Below are 16,278 nucleotides of genomic sequence, written 5' to 3' on the forward strand. Positions count from 1 at the left end.
AGTTGCACCCCGGCCAACTCGCCGCCTGGAGTGAAGTGAAACGCCTGACGGTGGCCGAGCGCATCGGTCTGCTCCAGCACCTGGTCCAGTGGGCCGTGGACGAAGGTGGTGGTGGCGCCTTCACCGGGTTCGAGTAGGGCATCCGGGGTGTCGGGCCAGTCGGGCAGGTCGAGGCTGGCGAGGAAATGGCGGGTTTCGCCGCGTTCCTCGCCGGTGAGGCTGTAGCCAGTGATCAGTCGGCTGCCGGCATCGTCGTCATGACGGACCAGGCGCCCGCGGCGGTTCAGGCCGTCTTCCCGGGCGTAGGTGAAGCGCTCGGCGACCCGCGCGGCCTGTCCGCTGACCTGTTCGCGAACCCGCAGTGGCCGCAGCAACTCGTCGTAGACGCTCTGCCAGTGACTGTCGCGGCTGTCCCAGTGCTCCAGTTCCTGTCCCGCCTCGCCACGCAGCATCAGTTGCCAGCCGGCGTCGGCGCTTTCGCTGAGCAGGCCACGGCCGGACAGCGACGCCAGCGTGCTCTGGCTCGGTGTGACGGTTTCGCCCTGGTCCAGGCGCTCGAACAGGCGCGGGTCCCAGTGCTGCCACGTTCGTCCGCTGGCAGCGCAGCGCGCCAGGACCACCCGCCGCTGCGCCGCCTGTTCGGCCTGCGCCCGGTACCAGGCCACCTGGCGCAGGGTCAGGCCACGGGCGTCGCGCACCTCGAGCGTCGGGGTGTGCCGATGCAGGGCGCTACTGGCGGCCACTTTCGACCTCTTCCCAGGTGTCGTTCTCGTCCTCGCTGATGCTGTACCAGGCCAGGTAGCGCTGGCGGCGCAGGTAGCCCTTGGCGGTCAGCACGCGGACCAGGCGTCCCAGCGGGTCGTAGAACTGCTGGTCGCTGTAGCCGAACAGGCGCATCGAGGTATCGTTGACATAGCGCCAGCGCTCGGCGAAGTAGGGCCGGTAGACCCGCACCGGCAAGCCCTTGTTGTTGTATTCGACGCGCTCGCTGACCCGCCAGCGCTGCTCGGCCTCGACCATGACCGGTTTACCGTCTTCCAGACGCAGTTCGCCGTTTTCCTCCACCGCGTAGGCCTGGCCCGGCTCGACTTTCTGCTTGCTCTGCAGGACGCGGCCAAAGCCGTCGCTGCTGCTCAGGCCGATGCGGATCTGCAGCTCGGGATCGCCAGGGTAGCGGTCGGCCTGCAGCACAGCGCTCTGCACCGGCTGGCGCAGCTCCGGCGCCTGCATCCAGCTGAAACTGTCGTAGTAGCAGGCGCTGGCGGCGTGTTGCAGCGCCGTGCCGGGATCGGCCAGGGCGCTGGCCAGGTCCTCGCTGTCGCGCAGGTATTCGCTCAGCGGCGCGAAGCCGGCCGGCTCGCCGTTCTCGCTGCCGTGAAAACTGCTCGCCAGCAGGCGGCCGAAACCGTCGTAGAGGGCTTCCTGGATGTTCTGGTTGGGGTCGGTGATACGCCGCGGCTGCAGGCAGTGATAGTCGAATTCGCTGAAGGTCTGGCAGCCGTCGGCGAGGGTGATGCGCGCGACCTGGCAGTGATAGCGGTCGTCCTCGATCAGGGTCGCGCCATGGCTGCGGGTTTCGCGCACGGCAACCGGGCGGTGGAAGGCACTGGCCGGGGCGTAGGTGGTGAAGCCCTGGCGGATGGCCCACAGCTCCAGCTCCGGCTGTTGCGGGAGAAAGGCTTGCATCGGCTCGTAGTTCAGGCTCAGCAGCTTGTCGCGCAGGGCTTCGCGGCTCATCACCCGGTCGTAGGCTTGCAGCGCCTGTTCGTTGAGTTCGGCGCTTTCCAGGTAGCCGGACAGGGCCTCGAAACTGGCCTGGCCGTCCGGCAGGTCTTCGCGGCTGGCGCTGTCGGCGGCCTGGTAGCGTTGCACGCTCTGCCCGGTGAGCACCCGCTCGGCCTCGTCGTGCAGCGGGCTTTGCGCGCCGCTCAGGTGCTCGAAGCCGATCTGCTGCGCCGGCAACGCGGCGCGTGGCAGCACCAGGGCATTGCCGCGCTGGCGCCAGGGCAGGCCGAGACGCCAGCCTTGCGGGTGGTCGAGATGGATGGCCTGGGCGCGGGTTTCGTTGAGGTAGTGATCGTATTGCGCTTCATCGTGGGCGTCGCGCCACCAGGTCTGTTCGTGCTCGCTGTCGAACGGTGGCGGGTCGCTGGCCTGGCGCCGCCGGGCGCAATGCACGATCACGCTGTGGGTCGAGTGGCCGTAGGCATCGTAGGCGAGGTTGACGCTGTGCTGGCCGCGCGGGTCATCGGCCTGGCGCTCGTAGTCCAGGCTGAGGCTTTCCAGGGCCAGTGGCAGCATGCGCGCGTAAGCCTGGTGGGCGCTGGCCGGTGCCAGTTCGCGCAGCAGGTAGCGGTGCTGCTCGATGGCATAGGGCACCGCCTGCTGCGGGCTGTCGTCGAGGCCGTAGCGCTCGCTGCGGATCGGCGAACCGGCCAGGGCATGGGCCATGGCGCGCTGGCGCTGCTCGTCGGGGGCCTCGACGATCTGGTCCAGGCCATGCTCGGCATCGAACACGGCGAGCAGGTCGGGGCCGGGTACGGCGGCTTCGCTGTCCGGGTAGAAATCGTCCCGCGGCGGCGCCGGGTACTGGCCGGTGTGAAACCAGGTCTTGCTCAGCAGCGGTGCAGTGAAGTGGCTGTCCTCGTCGCCCCTGGCGCTTTCGCTGTCGGTGCGCAGGAGCAGGCCGAAACCGCGCATTTCCCGCTCGTGACGGTCGTAGTGGCCGCGGCGATAGCGCAGGCGCTGGACCAGCAGGTTGCCGGTGACTTCGTCGAGGCGGGTCTGCCGCACGACCAGATGCAGGGTCAGCGGCAGGTGGCTGACCGCGGGCTGGCCGGCCTGGCGCAGTTCGTCCTTCTCGTCCAGCCATTCCTGACCGGAGCTGCGGTATTCGACCGTGCCGAGCGAGCCCATGTTGTTGTCGCACTGATCGAGCAGGTAGGGCTTCTGCGCGGTGAAGTCCAGGCGCCAGTGGCGCGGGCGCATGTGCGGCACGCTCAGCACCAGGCTGCTGCAGCCCAGCCCCTGCAGGTCGGCGGCACTGACCTGGCACAGGCGGTCGTAGCGCACGCCCGGCGGCCAGCTCTGCAGCACCGCGGGTTCCAGGTCGAAGCCGCAGCGGTTCATGAAGATGCGTACACCGCTGCTTTCCAGGTACAGCAGGTCGCTGGCGCCGGAGCCGTCGAGGTCGGCCAGGCGCACTCGGCTGGCGTCGAACTCGCTGTGCTGGAAGGGCAGGCTGGCGAACACGAAACCCTTGCCGAAACGGCCGTGGCCGAGGTTCGGCCAGCAGCGCACTTCGTCATGGCGGATGCGCACCAGGTGCTGCTGGCCACTGCCGAGGATATCGCTGAAGGCCACCAGTTCGGCGCGGCTGTCGCCGATCACCGGCAGGCTGTCGTGCTCGTGCGCGACCTCCACCGGGGTGGCGTGCCCCTGTTCGCGGCGGTTGACGTAGAGGCGCACGCTGCGTGGCCCGATCAGGGCCAGGTCGAGCAGGCCGTCGCCACTGAGGTCGGCCAGTTGCGCCAGCGGGTGCAGGGCCTCGGCGGCGATGGCGGTGTAGGGCACGAAGCTCGACCACTGGCGCGCCGGATCGAGGGTGAAGAAGCCGTTCAGCCCCGGGGCGTTGATGCACCATTCCAGGCGGCCGTCGCCGTTGAGGTCCTGCAGCGACTGCTGCAGCGGCCGTTGGCTGTCGGCCAGGGGGATGCGCGGCAGGGCGCTCCAGGCGCCGTAGCGGACGCGGTCGTTGGGCGCGTCTTCCGCGCCCTCGACGCTGTCGCGCAGCGGCTCGCCGTAGTACCAGCCCTGGTCGCCGCGGTAGAGCACGCCGGGCAGGCCTTCGCCATACAGGTCGACCAGCTGGTACGGCGCGGTGTCGAGGCCGGGCAGGGGCGGAAACTCGCTGAAGCGGGCATGCGCGGCGCTGTCGAACGGCGTGTAGGCGAAACTCAGCGGCGGCAGGCTGACCCGCCGCCCGTCCAGGCCCCAGGCCTGGCTGTGGGCGGCAACCAGCAGGCTGTAGGACAGCGCGCTGGTCCGGTACTCCAGCAGCAGGCGGCGCACCAGCACCGGGGCCTCGCCCAGGTCCTCGACGAAGCGGTGGAACATCAGGACCTGTCGGCACAGGCGCAGGTTGCCCAGTTCGAAGCCGTAGGCGAAGGAGCTGTGCGGATCGCTGCGCAGCGGCCAGACATCGCGTTCGGCGTAGCCGGGCTGCGCCTCCAGGTCGCTGTCGCGCTCGCCGTAGTCGAGCAGCAGCTCGAAGTGCCACTGCACCGCGTCGACACTGTCCGGCTGCCACAGGTACAGCCAGGGGCGGGCCTCGACATTGCCGTAGCAGACCCGGTTGAGGTAGCACTGGGCGCGGAAGTCGCGCGGCTCGTCCGGCTCCAGCCCGGCCAGGTCCTCGCCCTTGTACTGGTAGAGGATGTGCTCGCCATGGGCGTTCATGCTTTCTTCCAGCAGCCATTCGCCGACCCGCCGCGGGTCGTCCGGGTCGCTGCTGCGCGAGGCCGGGTTGCGTCCGTACAGGTGCAGGCTGCCGTCGCTGCCGTGAATCAGCCAGAAGCCGGGGTCGTCCGCATCGGCGCGCCAGTGCTCGATCCGCGCGAAATCGCCCTCGATCCGCGGGAAATGCCGGATCACCTGGTACACACGATCCAGCAGCAGGCCACGGTACTTGTCCACCAGGGTGAACTGCGGGGCGCCGGCGGCGTCGCGCTCGGGCAGCCAGACCGTGCCGTCGGGGCCGACGATCACATCGTCATCGTCGTAGCGCGGCACGCCCTTGCTGGTACGCCGCGCGACGCAGCCGTGGCCGAGGCTCCAGCCCATGCCGAACAGGCCGTTGCTCACCGTGCTGTGGTAGCTCAGGGTCAGCGCCGGCGCGTAGCCGCGCCCGGGCGACAGCGGCAGGGGGATTTCCAGCGACGCCGCACCCGAGGTGCCGATGTCGCCCCAGCTGCCGCCGATGCTCTGGATGGCGCCACCGCCCTTGGGCAGCGAGGGTTGCGCGATTGCCGATGGCTGATCCTGCATGACTCGTGCTCCATGGCTGCGGTGCAATGGAGCAAGAGTGCCTTGCGGGAGGGATTTCGTTAACTGGCAGAAATGTCAGGTACCGCCTCAGAACACGACATCGGCGGCGGCCTGCACGTGGATCCGCGGGCCATAGCTGGTCATGTTGCTGAACACCGCATTGTGGTGGGCGCTGATCTGCGCCGCCGACAGCACGTCGTTGTCCAGGGTGGAGTGGCCATCGGCGAGCAGTACCACCTCGTAGCCCAGGCTCAGGGCGCGGCGCACGCTGGTGTCGACGCAGAACTCGCTCTGCAGGCCGCAGACCAGCAGGCGCTTGATGTCACGCGCCTGCAGCCAGGCATGCAGGTGGGTCTGGTTGAAAGAGTCCGGGGTGGTCTTGCGCACGCGCTCATCCTCGGCCTCGGCCGTCAGGCTGGCCGCCAGTTGCCAGCCAGGGCTGCCGAAGCGGAACAGCGCGTCGCTGTCCTGCTCGTGCTGCACGAAGACCACGGGTATGCCCGCGGCGCGTGCCCTGGCGATGCTGGCATTGATCGTCGAGAGCACCCGTTCGATGTCGAATGCGGCGAATTCTCCGGTGCAAAGCGAAGCCTGTACATCGATGACCAGCAGAGCGGTTGTCATGGTATCTCCTCGAATTGACTGGGGGGCGAGCAGCGTAACGTGCTGTGGGCAGGGCTGGAAGTCGGCAAGCACGGGCTTTTTGCCATTACCTGATATTTTTGTCAGTAGCGCGACGCGCCCGGGCTGATTAGCTTCAGCGGACCGGCGGCCAGCCAGAGCCGCCTCACAGGATGGAGAACCGTCATGGTCCGGGGCAAGGCAGCATCTTCCAGCACGTCTCTGGTGTACGCCGCCAGTCCATCCCTGGCCGTCGGACAGTGGTTGCCCGGCGTCCTGGCCCTGTTGCGGCGCTGTACGGCGCCTGGCAGCAACCAGCCGCTGTGGAATGCCGACCTGGAGCGTCCGGACGGCCCCGACAGCGGCGTCGATCCGCACACCACCGGCGTGCCGCCGCCGCAGCTGGCGCGGCTGAGGGTGCGGGCCGAGGCCGACGCGGGCCTGATCGACGACGGCTCGACCTACTGTGTCGATCACGGCGGTACCTACCATTTCACCCTGAATATCAGCGATGGCCGCGGCGCCATCGTCGGCCTGCCGCTGCTCCCCGCGCAGACCCTGGCCGGCGGCGTGGTCTATCGCTGCGCCGGGCCCAGCGACGGCAACGGCGACATCCGCGTCAGCGTCGATACCCGCCAGGCCCGCCCGGGCCAGTCCCATGCCCTGGTCCTGCCGGGGCTGGGGGCCTGCGTCAATGTCAAGGTGTACGAGTTCGTCCAGGTCCGGCTGGTGGACTTCGCCCGCGTCGGCGAGCGGGTAAAGGCCGAGCTGGAACTGTCGCGCCGCGACGACCGGACCTTCTCCGACCTGGGCACCTGGCGCGGTTACGTGCGGCTCGGCGAGGGCCCGACCGCGCCTTTCCTGCGCGGGCATTCACCGAGCAGGGTGCCGGTCAGTACCGGCTGGCTGCCGGCGAACCCTGCCGTGACCCTGCAGGTCCGTCTGAGTTTTCCCTCGAGCCTGGACCGCTTGCTGGTGGGCGACGTCGACCTGCTCGTGCCGCCGGCGCCGCGCCACGGCAACTGAGTTCGCGTCGGGTGTCAGGGGCTGCCGAACAGCGCGGTCCAGTAGATGCCGGCATCGCTTTTCGGGTCGGCGGCATAGGCCGCACCCAGCTCGCGCAGTTGCGGGCTCATCAGGTTGGCGCAGTGCCCCGGGCTGGCCAGCCAGCCGTCGATCACCTTGCGCGGGCTGTCGAGACCGGCGGAGATGTTCTCGGCGATGCGCGAGCCGCTGTAGCCGGCCAGTTCGGCGCGATCGCCGGGGGTGCGGCCGTCGCGATCGACATGGTCGAAGAAGTTCTGGTTGGCCATGGCCCGGCTGTGACTCTGCGCGGCGCCGGCGAGGGTGTCGTTCCAGCTCAGCGGGGTGGTCGGGCTCATGGCCTGGGAGCCGCACTGGTGCGCCTGGGCCCGGGCGGCGTTGACCGCCTCGAGCAGACTGCGGCCTTCGCTCTGCCAGTCGCCCAGGCGCGCGCTGAGCAGTGGTCGCGCCACCACGATGCGCCACTCGCGGCCTTCGCGGCTGACGCCGATATCGACGAACTGCGGATCGAGCACCACCTGGCAGAAGCTTTCGCGGATCGCCTGCATGGCCGCCGCCGCGTCGCGTGGGCCGGACAGGCTGATGGCCTGGACATTGACCATGGGGTAGGCGACCCGCGCCAGTTGCTGCTGCAGGTCGCCCATGCTGGTGGCCGACAGCACCAGGCGCGGCTCGCTGGCCAGCGGCGGCAGCTCCAGCGACGCTTGGTTGGCGCAGGCCTGGGACTGGTTGCGGTAGGCGTTGATCGACTCGATCAGTTGGCTTTCTTCACTGGCCCGGGCCTGGCTGGCAAGCAGCGGCGCGAGGCAAAGCAGGGCAAGGGACAGCATGGAGGAACGGACGCGCATTTGAATCTCCCTGGATCTGGCGCCACGGGCGAAAAAAGGGCCTGCGTGGTCTTCATTGCGATGAAACCGGCGGGTCCGCGCTCATGGCCCGGCCGGTATCCCCGATGGCTTGGGGTAAAGGCAGCTGTGCTGCGTGCATGGTAGCCAGATTGGCCCGCGCCTGTCGTGTTTGTCTGGCATTACGCCTTCAGGGTTCCCCTTGGCGTTCAGTGCGAGGCGCCATTGTGCGGCTTGTAGAAGACGAATTTGCTGGTCTGCGCGGTTCTCACGAAGGTTTTCGCCCAGGCGGGCGACACCTGGCGGTCGTGGAAGTAGAGGGCCCCGCGGGTGTTGTCGGGGAGTTGGCGGTTGAGGGTCTTGCGCGCGATCTCCTTGGCCGCGAGGTAGGGTTCGTCTTCCTTGGTCTGGTCGGCGCGGCCGTCGCACCACCAGGAGAACTGGCAGGCGTGGCGTTCCGAGCCCTGCTTGACCACGGCGCAGAGGGTGTCGGGAAAGCCGTCGTGGCCGAGGCGGTTGAGCACCACATTGGCCACCGCCTGCATGTCGTTGGCGCTGGCGCCCTTGGCTTCCCAGTAGATGGTGCGGGCCAGGCAGGTCAGGGTGTCGTCCAGGGCGGCGGCGCCGTCGGGGTCGACAGCCTTGGCCTCGCTGGGGGTGAGTTTGGCCTCGGGGGCGGGGCTGCTCTGGGTGGCCACCGCGTGTTCGAGGACTTCGGCCTTGTCCTCGGCCTGGGCGGCGACCGGATTGTCGGCGGCGCTGGCCAGGGACGGCGCGAGGAGCGCGAGGGTGATGCTCAGGCAGATCGCTTTGCACAGGCTGGCCATGGTCGAACCCATCCGGCGAAGGTGCCCGGCACGGACTGCCGGTGCTACCTGATCGGTGGACCGGGGGGAAGGTTCAATAATTCCGGGGTTGCCGCCGGACGGTAGGGTTTCGCTTGATGGTGTCTGCCAGGGAATCGTGTCTGGGCCGCCAGGTGCCTGTCTTGAGGCTTGCAGCGCCCTCCAGATCGAGCGCCGCCCGCGCGGCGCATCGCGGATGAATCCGCTCCCACATTTGTTGCAACGTGCCATGGCCTGTGGGATTTGAGTTGTCAGCCTTTGTTTTTTCGACGATGCATCGCGGGGAGGCTGTTGGGCTCGACTCGGTATCGAGTCGAACCAACAAGGCGGTCAACCATGGCCTGACAGACATAGGTACGTTGCAACAAATGTGGGAGCGGATTCATCCGCGATGCGCCGCGCGGGCGGCGCTCGATCTGGAGGGCGCTGCAAGATTCAAGACAGCCACCTGCCGGCCTTGACGCGATTCCCCGGCAACCCTTCAAAGATCTCTAGATACCCCTTCCCACAAGCGTCCTGTCCCCGTTGCAACAACAGCAAACCCGGCTCAAACCACCCGCACCCCCCGCACCTGCCAGGCACCAACCCGCTCATGGGCAAAGGCCGCCGCATGCCGGGTCAGTTCATCCAGGTGCCGATCGCGCTTGCGTTCCGCCTCGATCATCGCCTTGCGCCCGTGCTGTTTGAGCAGGTAGCTGTGGATCTGCTGGATCTCCACGGTACGAAAGATCGGCGCCACATCCAGCACCGCCAACTCGCCACTGCCGGCCGGTGCATCGCTGGCCATCAGCACCTGGGTGCCGCGCGCGCCGACGACCCGCAGGCCGAGGGCCTCGAAACAGGCCACGCGCGACTTGCCGCAGGCCAGTTCGATGCGCGGGTGACGCTGGCGCACAGCATCCAGCAGCGCCCGGGCGATGCCGCGGCGGCGCAGGTCCTCGCGCACGGCCAGGTAGGCGATGCTGCAGGACTGCGCTTCACCCGCGATCGGCAGGTACAGGGCGAACCCGGCCAGGCGCTGCGGATCGTCGTCCTCGCAGGCCAGCACCAGCGCCACCGGCAGGCGCTCCGTGCCCAGAGCCTGGAGATACAGGTGCACTTCGAAACCGAGGGCGTACTGGTAGAGGCTGTACAGCGGATTGCTCGGCGGCAGGGCGGTGGCGCTGAGGTCGCCGAAGCTGTCGACCACCAGTTGCATCAACTGGCTGTGCAACGGTTCGGCGGGGGCGGTGTGCGGCAGGGTGAGGACGGGCATCGCGGGTCTGGCTCGGGATCGAAAGCTGCAAGCTTGGGATGTTTGCCCGGACGTGACAAGTCGCATGCGGCGAAATGGACCCATCAGCCGCAAATCAGTCGATCAAACAGCCCAGCCCGCTCAGATTCGCTTGAAAGCATCCGCTGTCAGGAGCGGCTGCAAGTAAGCCGGCAATGCTGCAATCGAGGGCAGTACAACGTTGCCCGGCTGAAGGGTCTCGGTCAGGCCGAGGGATTTGCCGGTAGCGACCAACAATGAATCGGCACCTATCTCGGCGGCCCCAGCCAGATCGGTCAGCGGATCGTCACCGATCACCAGTACTTCGCCGGCAGTGCAACCAAGATCATTGAGCGCCATCCTGAAAAAGATCCCGGAAGGCTTGCCGGTGACAATCGCCGACTGCCGGGTCGCGAACTCCAGCGCCGCGACGAATGATCCGCTGTCGAGCTTTGCTCCTTCGGTGTCGAACCAGTAGGGGTTCCTGTGCATTGCAAGCAGCCTTGCGCCATTGCGCAGGCACAGGAACGCCCGGTTCAACGACGCATAACTGAAGCCCTCTTGCATATCCCCGATCACGACATAGTCGGGGTTCAGGTCATCGACAGGAATATCCTCGAACAAGGACTGTATGGCTGGCGGCAGCATGAAGTGGCAACGAATCGCCCCTTCGCCCTTCAAGAACTGGATACAGGCAGTGCTGGCCGTCTGGATCTGATGGTGCGAGACGGCAAAGCCCAACCTGACGAGTTGCTGATGGATGTCCGTAGTCGGCCTGGCCGAAATGTTGGTCAGTAACTTGAATGGCACATTCTCTTCTACCAGCCAGGCAATACTCTCGATGGCACCCTCGATGGGTTGGCCCTGGTGGAGCAAGGTGCCGTCGATATCGATCAGCAAGGCCTTGTATTTCATAGCGTCCTGTCCTTCATGCGGGGCTTCCGTGATCAGCGTGCAAAGTATACGTATACAGACCAGGGTTTTTGCGGCGGAGTTGACAGCATCTGTGGAGTGACTGCGAGCATCTCGTTCACGCCCTGCCACTACTCCGTCTTCATACACCACCTTCACTATGACGCGGGCGTAATCACGGGTCGTCCCCATCCTTCAATTTTCACCCATACGTAAATAGCTGCGAGAACCATGGCGCCGCAATTTGCAATCGCCAGATTGACGCCAAAATCATTGGCTGTCGCAAACTCCAGATAAAAGCAGAGGTCGAGGAAAACAGGAAACATGGCCGTTTTTATGAAGGGTGGGAACTTGCTGTCACCCCCTTTTCGCAGCGCAATCACGAGATACCCGGACACTGCATCAAACAGGCCGGCCAAACCGCACCAGACGAGCAGGGAGCCTGATCCTTTGTCAACTATCCACACAGACAAGAGTACGCACAGGAAATAGCCGGCCGTCACGCAGCCCAGGCCAACAAAGCGAATATTGAGAACGTCCATACGCCTTGTTTCCGGTTGACGTTGACCAAGATCGAAGGGGGGGCTATTTCACTCCAGCTCGGGCAGACTGTGCCGACTCGATCGGAGAGTCCCCACCAGCAAGGAGTAGTAGATGGCAGGTCACTTCATCCTCCGCAACATCGCCCTGATGGATCTGTTCGCAGCGCAAAGCCCGCCCCTGGCCGCGATCAAGGGCGTGACCCAGCACGCCAACATCGGCTGGGGGATCACGCCGCGCACTGCGTTGCGCAACGCCTTGAACGGCGCCAACATCGGCGACCGTTCGCAACTCCCGCCGCACTTCTACCTGATGATCAGCAACGTCGTCGGGCAACCGGACCGGGAGCGCTACCTGCGTGTCTGCGGCTGGGGCGAGTCGCTGGAACGGCCTGCCGCCCCGGGGCTCGGCCTGCGCGCCCTGACGCCGGCAGCGGCCGCCGCGTTCGCCGCGGGCAACCCCAACGATGCGCTGGCCCTGCAGGCGCTGCATGGCAATGTCTCGGTCGAGATCTACTACATGGCCAAGACCGAGGTGGATGGCGCACGCTCCATGGAGCTCAGTCTTTCGCCGTGAGCGCCGGGTGACGCCGATGCGCCGCGTGCACGGCGCTCGGCTTCAACGGTCAGAGGCGGAAGCGTCCGACCAGCGCCGCCAGCTCCGTGGCCAGGCCCGACAGGGTCCGGCTCTGCGCCCGGGTCTGTTCCGCCCCGCGCGCCGAATCCGCCGACAGTCCGCGGATGTTCAACAGATTGCGATCCACCTCCCGCGCCACCTGGGCCTGCTCCTCGGCGGCGCTGGCGATCACCAGGTTGCGCTCGTTGATCTGGCCGATGGCGGCATAGATGCCCTGCAGCACCTGCTCCGAGGCCTGGGTGGTGTCCAGCGCCGCGCGCGCCCGCTCGGCGCTGGCGTGCATCGAACTGACCGCCACTTCGGTCCCGTGCTGCACGCTGCCGATCATCTGTTCGATTTCCTGGGTCGACTGCTGGGTGCGGTAGGCCAGGGTGCGCACTTCGTCGGCAACCACGGCGAAACCACGCCCGGCCTCGCCGGCGCGGGCCGCTTCGATGGCGGCGTTGAGGGCCAGCAGGTTGGTCTGCTCGGACACCGCGCGGATCACCTCGAGAACCTTGCCGATATCGCGGATTTCCCCGGCCAGTTGCTGCAGGCGCGTGCTGCCGGCCTGCACTTCGCCGGCCATGGCCTGGGTGCCGTCAAGGGTCTCGCTGACCTGGCGGCGGCTCTGCTCGGCGAGGCGGTTGGAGTCGTTGGCGGCCTGGGAGGTGGAGACCGCGTTGCGCGCCACTTCCTCGACCGCGGTGGTCATTTCGGTGACGGCGGTGGCGGCCTGTTCCAGTTCCTCGTCCTGGCGGCGCAGGCTGTCGGCGCTTTGTTCGGTGACTGCGTTCAGCGCGTTGGCGGCCTCGGCCAACTGCCCGGCGCAGGCATTGATCTGGCCGAGGGTGTCACGCTGGCTGTGCTGGGTGCGCCGCAGCTCGCCGAGCAACTGGCCGATCTCATTGTTGCCGCGTACCTCGATCGACACGCTCAGGTCGCCGCCGGCGATACGCTGGAAATGCCGACTGACCTCCTGCAGCGGCCGCAGCACGCGCTGCTGGACGAAGCCCCAGCACAGCGCCGCCAGCAGCAGGGTGGTGGCGAGCAGGCCGAGGCTCAGCCACTGCGCAGTCTGCAGGCGCCGTTGCGACTCGGCCATGATCTGCTGGCCGCGTTCGCTGAGGACCTTGACCAGTTCCTGGCGCAGGGCCTGCAGGCGCGCCATGGCGTTGCCGGCATCGACGTTGACCGCGAAGTAGCGGTCCAGCGAGTTGTCCAGGGTGGCCTGGCGCTGCCCGGCAATGGCCGTGGAATAGGCCTGGAAGGTCCGCTGCAGTTCATTCGCGGTGGGCTTGAGCGCCGGGTCGTCGAGTGCCGCGACAAATTCGTCGACCAGCAGCGCACTGGCGCCGATCAGCTCTTGCGAGCGCGTCAGCCGGCCCTTGGCGCTGTCCAGATGGCCGCCTTGCTGCTCGATGAAGCCGGAGGACACGTTGGCACTGGCGCGGATCGCCATCAGCAGGGCGTTGTTCAGCCGGTCGGACTGGTGCGCGGTGGCATCCAGTTCGCGGATCTGCGCGTCGCTGCCGACGGCACCGCGCCAGGCGCTGACGGTGGAAAACAGCAGGGTCAGGCTGAACAGCGAAAGCACCCAGAACATTCCGGTGCGGATTTTCAGATCGGCAAGCATGCGCGCAGAGCTCCTCGAGGGTCAGTCCCGCCACTTGTCGAATCGGGCGGGTTGCGACTGCTATCGGAGGCTTGCTGCGTGCGCTTGAGGGGGTGAAACGGGGTTGTGTTCGATTATCGAACGGAGATTGTCGGCGCCGGCTCGGCGCAGGCGCGCCGGTATTCCCCGGGAGTGACGCCAAAGGCCTGCTTGAACTGGCGGTTGAGGTGGCTCTGATCGGCGAAGCCGAGGTCCACCGCGACGTTGAACGGCAGGTAGCCGTGGCGCAGCAGGGTCCGCGCCCGGGCCAGGCGGCGCTGCTTGAGCCAGGCGTGGGGCGGCAGGCCGGTGGCCTGGCGGAACACCCGGGCGAAGTAGAACGGCGACAGGTGCACCGCCGCCGCCAGTTCTTCCAGGGACGGCGGGCAGTCCAGGCGCGCGTCCAGCAGTTCGCGGGCGCGGGCTACCGCCAGCGGCTCGTTGCCCGGTTCGCGGGCATCGCGTACCCGCGCATGGCGCTGCATCAGCAGCAGGGCCGCCTCGCGCCAGGCCGACTGCTGCTCCAGGGCGCTGGCGCCGTGCTGGGCGCTGTGGTGCAGGGCGAGCAGGGCGCGGAACACCACGGGGTCCTGCAGCACGCTGCTGGCGAAGCCCGGGGTGCCGCCGCGGTTGAGTTCCAGTTCGTCGAGCACCGTGGTCATGTGCGCCACGTCCGGGTAGCAGCCCCGGTAGCTCCAGCCGCTTTCGTGGGCGCGCGAGCCGGTGTGCAGCTCTTCCGGATTGATCAGCACCACGCTGCCCACCGGCGCCAGGTGATCGGCACCGCGATGCCAGAAGCACTGCGCGCCGGTCTCGATGGCGACGATGGAATAGCCTTCGTGCACATGGGGGGCGAAGCGCTGCTGGAAATAGCGGGCCTGCAGCAGTTCGAGGTTGTCCAGTGCCGGCGCCTGCCAGAAGTGGGTCTGTTCCCGCGGAGCGTGTGTCATGGCGAACCGTTCAGCCACCAGCGATAGACGAAGAAGAAACCCATGCTCAGGAGCATGCTGAGCAGGGTGTTGCGGGTCCAGAGTACCAGCCCCACGGCCAGCAGCGAACCCAGCAGGTAGGGATTGGCCGGGCTCAGGTTCAGCTGGTGTTCGGGGAGGAACACGATCGGCCCGCAGATCGCCGTGAGCATGCCCGGCACGGCGAAACCGAGGAACTGCCGGGCATTGGAACTCAGGCGCAGCGGCAGGCGCGGTTCGAGGAAGGCGTAGCGGTTGAGGAAGACCAGCAGGCCCATGGCGAAGATCAGGACGAAGACCATCAGCGTGCTCCGAAGAATTTCTGACAGATGAAGCCGGCGCCCATGCCCAGCAGGCCGGCGGCGACCAGTGCGGTTTCCCAGTGCCAGTAGCTGAACAGCACCGAGCAGAACAGCGCCACGGCCACGCAGACCACGGTCGCCAGGTTGCGCACGGTGGGCGCGATCAGGGCGACGAAGGTGGCGGCGATGGAGAAGTCCAGGCCCAGCCGGTCCAGGTGCGGGATGTTCTGGCCGAGGACGATGCCCGCCAGGGTGAACAGGTTCCACGCAAGGTAGAAGGTGAAGCCGACGCCGAAGGCGTACCAGCGGTTGAACTGCTCGCGGTCGTACTGGCTGACCAGGGCGAAGAATTCGTCGGTCATCAGAAAGCCCAGGGTCAGGCGCCAGCGGGTCGGCAGCTCGGACAGCACTGGGCGCATCGACAGGCCGTAGAGCAGGTGCTGGGAGGTCAGCAGCAGGGTGGTGAGGAGGATCGAGAACAGGTTGGCGCCACCCTTGAGCATGCCGATGGCCACCAACTGCGCGGCGCCGGCGAAGACGATCGCCGACAGACCCTGGCCTTCGAGCGGGGTGAGGTTGGCCTCGATGGCCATGGAGCCGGCCAGCAGGCCCCAGGGGGCGACGGCCAGGGACAGCGGGATGCAGGCGATGGAGCCCTGGATATAGGCGGTACGGGCGAGCGATGCGGACATGGGCGACAGCGTGATGGTGGACGGTCACACAGCATGCCAGAGCGCCGCGTGACCGCCTTGAACAATCTTGCCCTATGGGTGGTTGCTCACCACTTGCCGCTGCGCCGCCTGGCAGCCGTTGATCTCGACTGCCTTCTGCACGTAGCTGGCGCGCTGCACCGGGTCGAGCCCGGCAAGCAGGCGGTAGACCTCGGCCTGGTAGTCGCGCTGGCGGCCCCACTGCATGGCCAGGCCCTGCGGCCGTTCACGCAGGCACAGCAGGCGCACCGCCGGCTGCGGGTAGTAACCGGCGTACAGCGCATTGCGCGCCGGCACCTGCTCCAGGGCCTGGCGGTACTCGGCGGTGCTGCGCAGGTCCGGACACCAGTTGACTACCTCCAGCGCCGCCGGGGCGAAGCCCTGGGCGATGCTGGAACGCAGCAGCGGACAGGCTTCGGCGGCGATCTGGTCGGCGGGCAGGTAGGTGATGTAGTGCAGGGCCAGGCGGTATTCGGCCACCGGATGGCGCAGCAGCGAGGCGCGCTGGAGCAGGGCCACCGCCGGTTGCAGGGTCTGGTCGAGGGCCTGGACCTTGCGGATCAGTTCCTGGTCGTTGGGTGAGGCGTCCAGCGGCAGGGCATTGCTCTGTGCCTCGGCCTTCTCCAGCAGGGGCAGGGCCTGTCGGTACAGCAGGTCGGCATGGGGATCGATGACCGGCTCAACGGCCAGCGCCGTCAACGGCAGCCACCACAGCAGGCAGAAAAGGGAACGGTCAGCACGCACGTTGGTGATCCTTGTACCCGAGCGAAGGCGGGGAAATCAGGGCTGGAGCGCAATTCATGAGGTTTGGCACTGTCCATAGCGAGGAATCCATAGACCGCGCATTCTAGCGAGATGCCCGGCGCGCCGAAACCCGTCGCGCCGTCCTGCCGATAAGGTGCGCACCGGGGTGGACGCTCGGGT

14 protein-coding genes and 1 pseudogene are annotated in these 16,278 nt (G+C 67.3%); 2 read left to right on the forward strand and 13 right to left on the reverse strand.

The features are described from left to right. From RTI28_RS28210 to RTI28_RS28220, 3 genes and pseudogenes are all read right to left on the reverse strand, one after another. Window positions 1-743: pseudogene (locus RTI28_RS28210) on the reverse strand (RHS repeat protein); the annotation flags it as partial. Further along, window positions 730-5,046: a SpvB/TcaC N-terminal domain-containing protein gene (locus RTI28_RS28215; RefSeq protein ID WP_316923536.1), complete on the reverse strand. Its 4,317-nt coding sequence runs from the start codon at window positions 5,044-5,046 to the stop codon at window positions 730-732. The gene RTI28_RS28215 and the pseudogene RTI28_RS28210, both read right to left, overlap by 14 nt. An 87-nt stretch (window positions 5,047-5,133) precedes the next feature. Then, window positions 5,134-5,670 (reverse strand): cysteine hydrolase family protein, encoded by a 537-nt coding sequence (locus tag RTI28_RS28220; protein WP_316923537.1) that lies wholly within the window; start codon window positions 5,668-5,670, stop codon window positions 5,134-5,136. Between the two features lie 183 nt (window positions 5,671-5,853). Between RTI28_RS28220 and RTI28_RS28225 the strand changes: the two genes are divergently transcribed. After that, window positions 5,854-6,693, forward strand: a complete 840-nt coding sequence (locus tag RTI28_RS28225) for a hypothetical protein (RefSeq protein WP_316923538.1) — start codon at window positions 5,854-5,856, stop codon at window positions 6,691-6,693. Between the two features lie 14 nt (window positions 6,694-6,707). On the opposite strand, the gene RTI28_RS28230 is transcribed toward RTI28_RS28225, so the two are convergent. The 5 genes from RTI28_RS28230 to RTI28_RS28250 all read right to left on the reverse strand — a co-directional run bounded on the left by RTI28_RS28230 (window position 6,708) and on the right by RTI28_RS28250 (window position 11,107). After that, window positions 6,708-7,559: a CAP domain-containing protein gene (locus tag RTI28_RS28230; RefSeq protein ID WP_316923539.1), complete on the reverse strand. Its 852-nt coding sequence runs from the start codon at window positions 7,557-7,559 to the stop codon at window positions 6,708-6,710. A 206-nt stretch (window positions 7,560-7,765) separates the two neighbouring features. Then, entirely contained in the window at window positions 7,766-8,383 is a 618-nt protein-coding gene (locus RTI28_RS28235; protein WP_316923540.1) for a cell wall hydrolase, read from the reverse strand. Window positions 8,384-8,948: 565 nt separating this feature from the next. Continuing rightward, on the reverse strand, window positions 8,949-9,656 hold the full coding sequence (locus RTI28_RS28240; protein ID WP_316923541.1) for a GNAT family N-acetyltransferase: 708 nt from the start codon (window positions 9,654-9,656) through the stop codon (window positions 8,949-8,951). A gap of 120 nt (window positions 9,657-9,776) precedes the next feature. Beyond that, entirely contained in the window at window positions 9,777-10,568 is a 792-nt protein-coding gene (locus RTI28_RS28245; protein ID WP_316923542.1) for an HAD-IIA family hydrolase, read from the reverse strand. 155 nt (window positions 10,569-10,723) lie between these two features. Beyond that, window positions 10,724-11,107, reverse strand: a complete 384-nt coding sequence (locus RTI28_RS28250; protein ID WP_316923543.1) for a hypothetical protein — start codon at window positions 11,105-11,107, stop codon at window positions 10,724-10,726. Window positions 11,108-11,219: 112 nt separating this feature from the next. Here RTI28_RS28250 and RTI28_RS28255 point away from each other — a divergent pair, with 112 nt between their 5' ends. Next, window positions 11,220-11,681: a hypothetical protein gene (locus RTI28_RS28255; protein WP_316923544.1), complete on the forward strand. Its 462-nt coding sequence runs from the start codon at window positions 11,220-11,222 to the stop codon at window positions 11,679-11,681. Between the two features lie 49 nt (window positions 11,682-11,730). Here RTI28_RS28255 and RTI28_RS28260 read toward each other — a convergent pair whose 3' ends face one another. The 5 genes from RTI28_RS28260 to RTI28_RS28280 all read right to left on the reverse strand — a co-directional run bounded on the left by RTI28_RS28260 (window position 11,731) and on the right by RTI28_RS28280 (window position 16,098). After that, on the reverse strand, window positions 11,731-13,356 hold the full coding sequence (locus tag RTI28_RS28260; RefSeq protein WP_316923545.1) for a methyl-accepting chemotaxis protein: 1,626 nt from the start codon (window positions 13,354-13,356) through the stop codon (window positions 11,731-11,733). Window positions 13,357-13,469: 113 nt separating this feature from the next. Beyond that, the gene (locus tag RTI28_RS28265; RefSeq protein WP_042130256.1) at window positions 13,470-14,324 is read right to left on the reverse strand and encodes a helix-turn-helix transcriptional regulator; all 855 of its coding nucleotides are present in this window, start codon (window positions 14,322-14,324) and stop codon (window positions 13,470-13,472) included. Beyond that, entirely contained in the window at window positions 14,321-14,647 is a 327-nt protein-coding gene (locus RTI28_RS28270) for an AzlD domain-containing protein (RefSeq protein WP_316923569.1), read from the reverse strand. Before RTI28_RS28270 ends, RTI28_RS28265 begins: the two co-directional genes overlap by 4 nt. Next, window positions 14,644-15,336 carry an AzlC family ABC transporter permease gene (locus RTI28_RS28275; RefSeq protein ID WP_316923546.1) on the reverse strand — a complete coding sequence of 231 codons (693 nt, stop codon included), beginning with the start codon at window positions 15,334-15,336 and terminating at the stop codon, window positions 14,644-14,646. The genes RTI28_RS28270 and RTI28_RS28275 overlap by 4 nt, the downstream gene beginning before the upstream one ends. Before the next feature lie 72 nt (window positions 15,337-15,408). After that, window positions 15,409-16,098, reverse strand: coding sequence for a sel1 repeat family protein (locus RTI28_RS28280; protein WP_316923547.1), 690 nt, complete (start codon window positions 16,096-16,098; stop codon window positions 15,409-15,411). Window positions 16,099-16,278 lie beyond the last annotated feature (180 nt).

The organism is Pseudomonas sp. zfem002, assembly GCF_032621685.1.
Taxonomy (GTDB): Bacteria; Pseudomonadota; Gammaproteobacteria; order Pseudomonadales; family Pseudomonadaceae; genus Aquipseudomonas; species Aquipseudomonas japonica.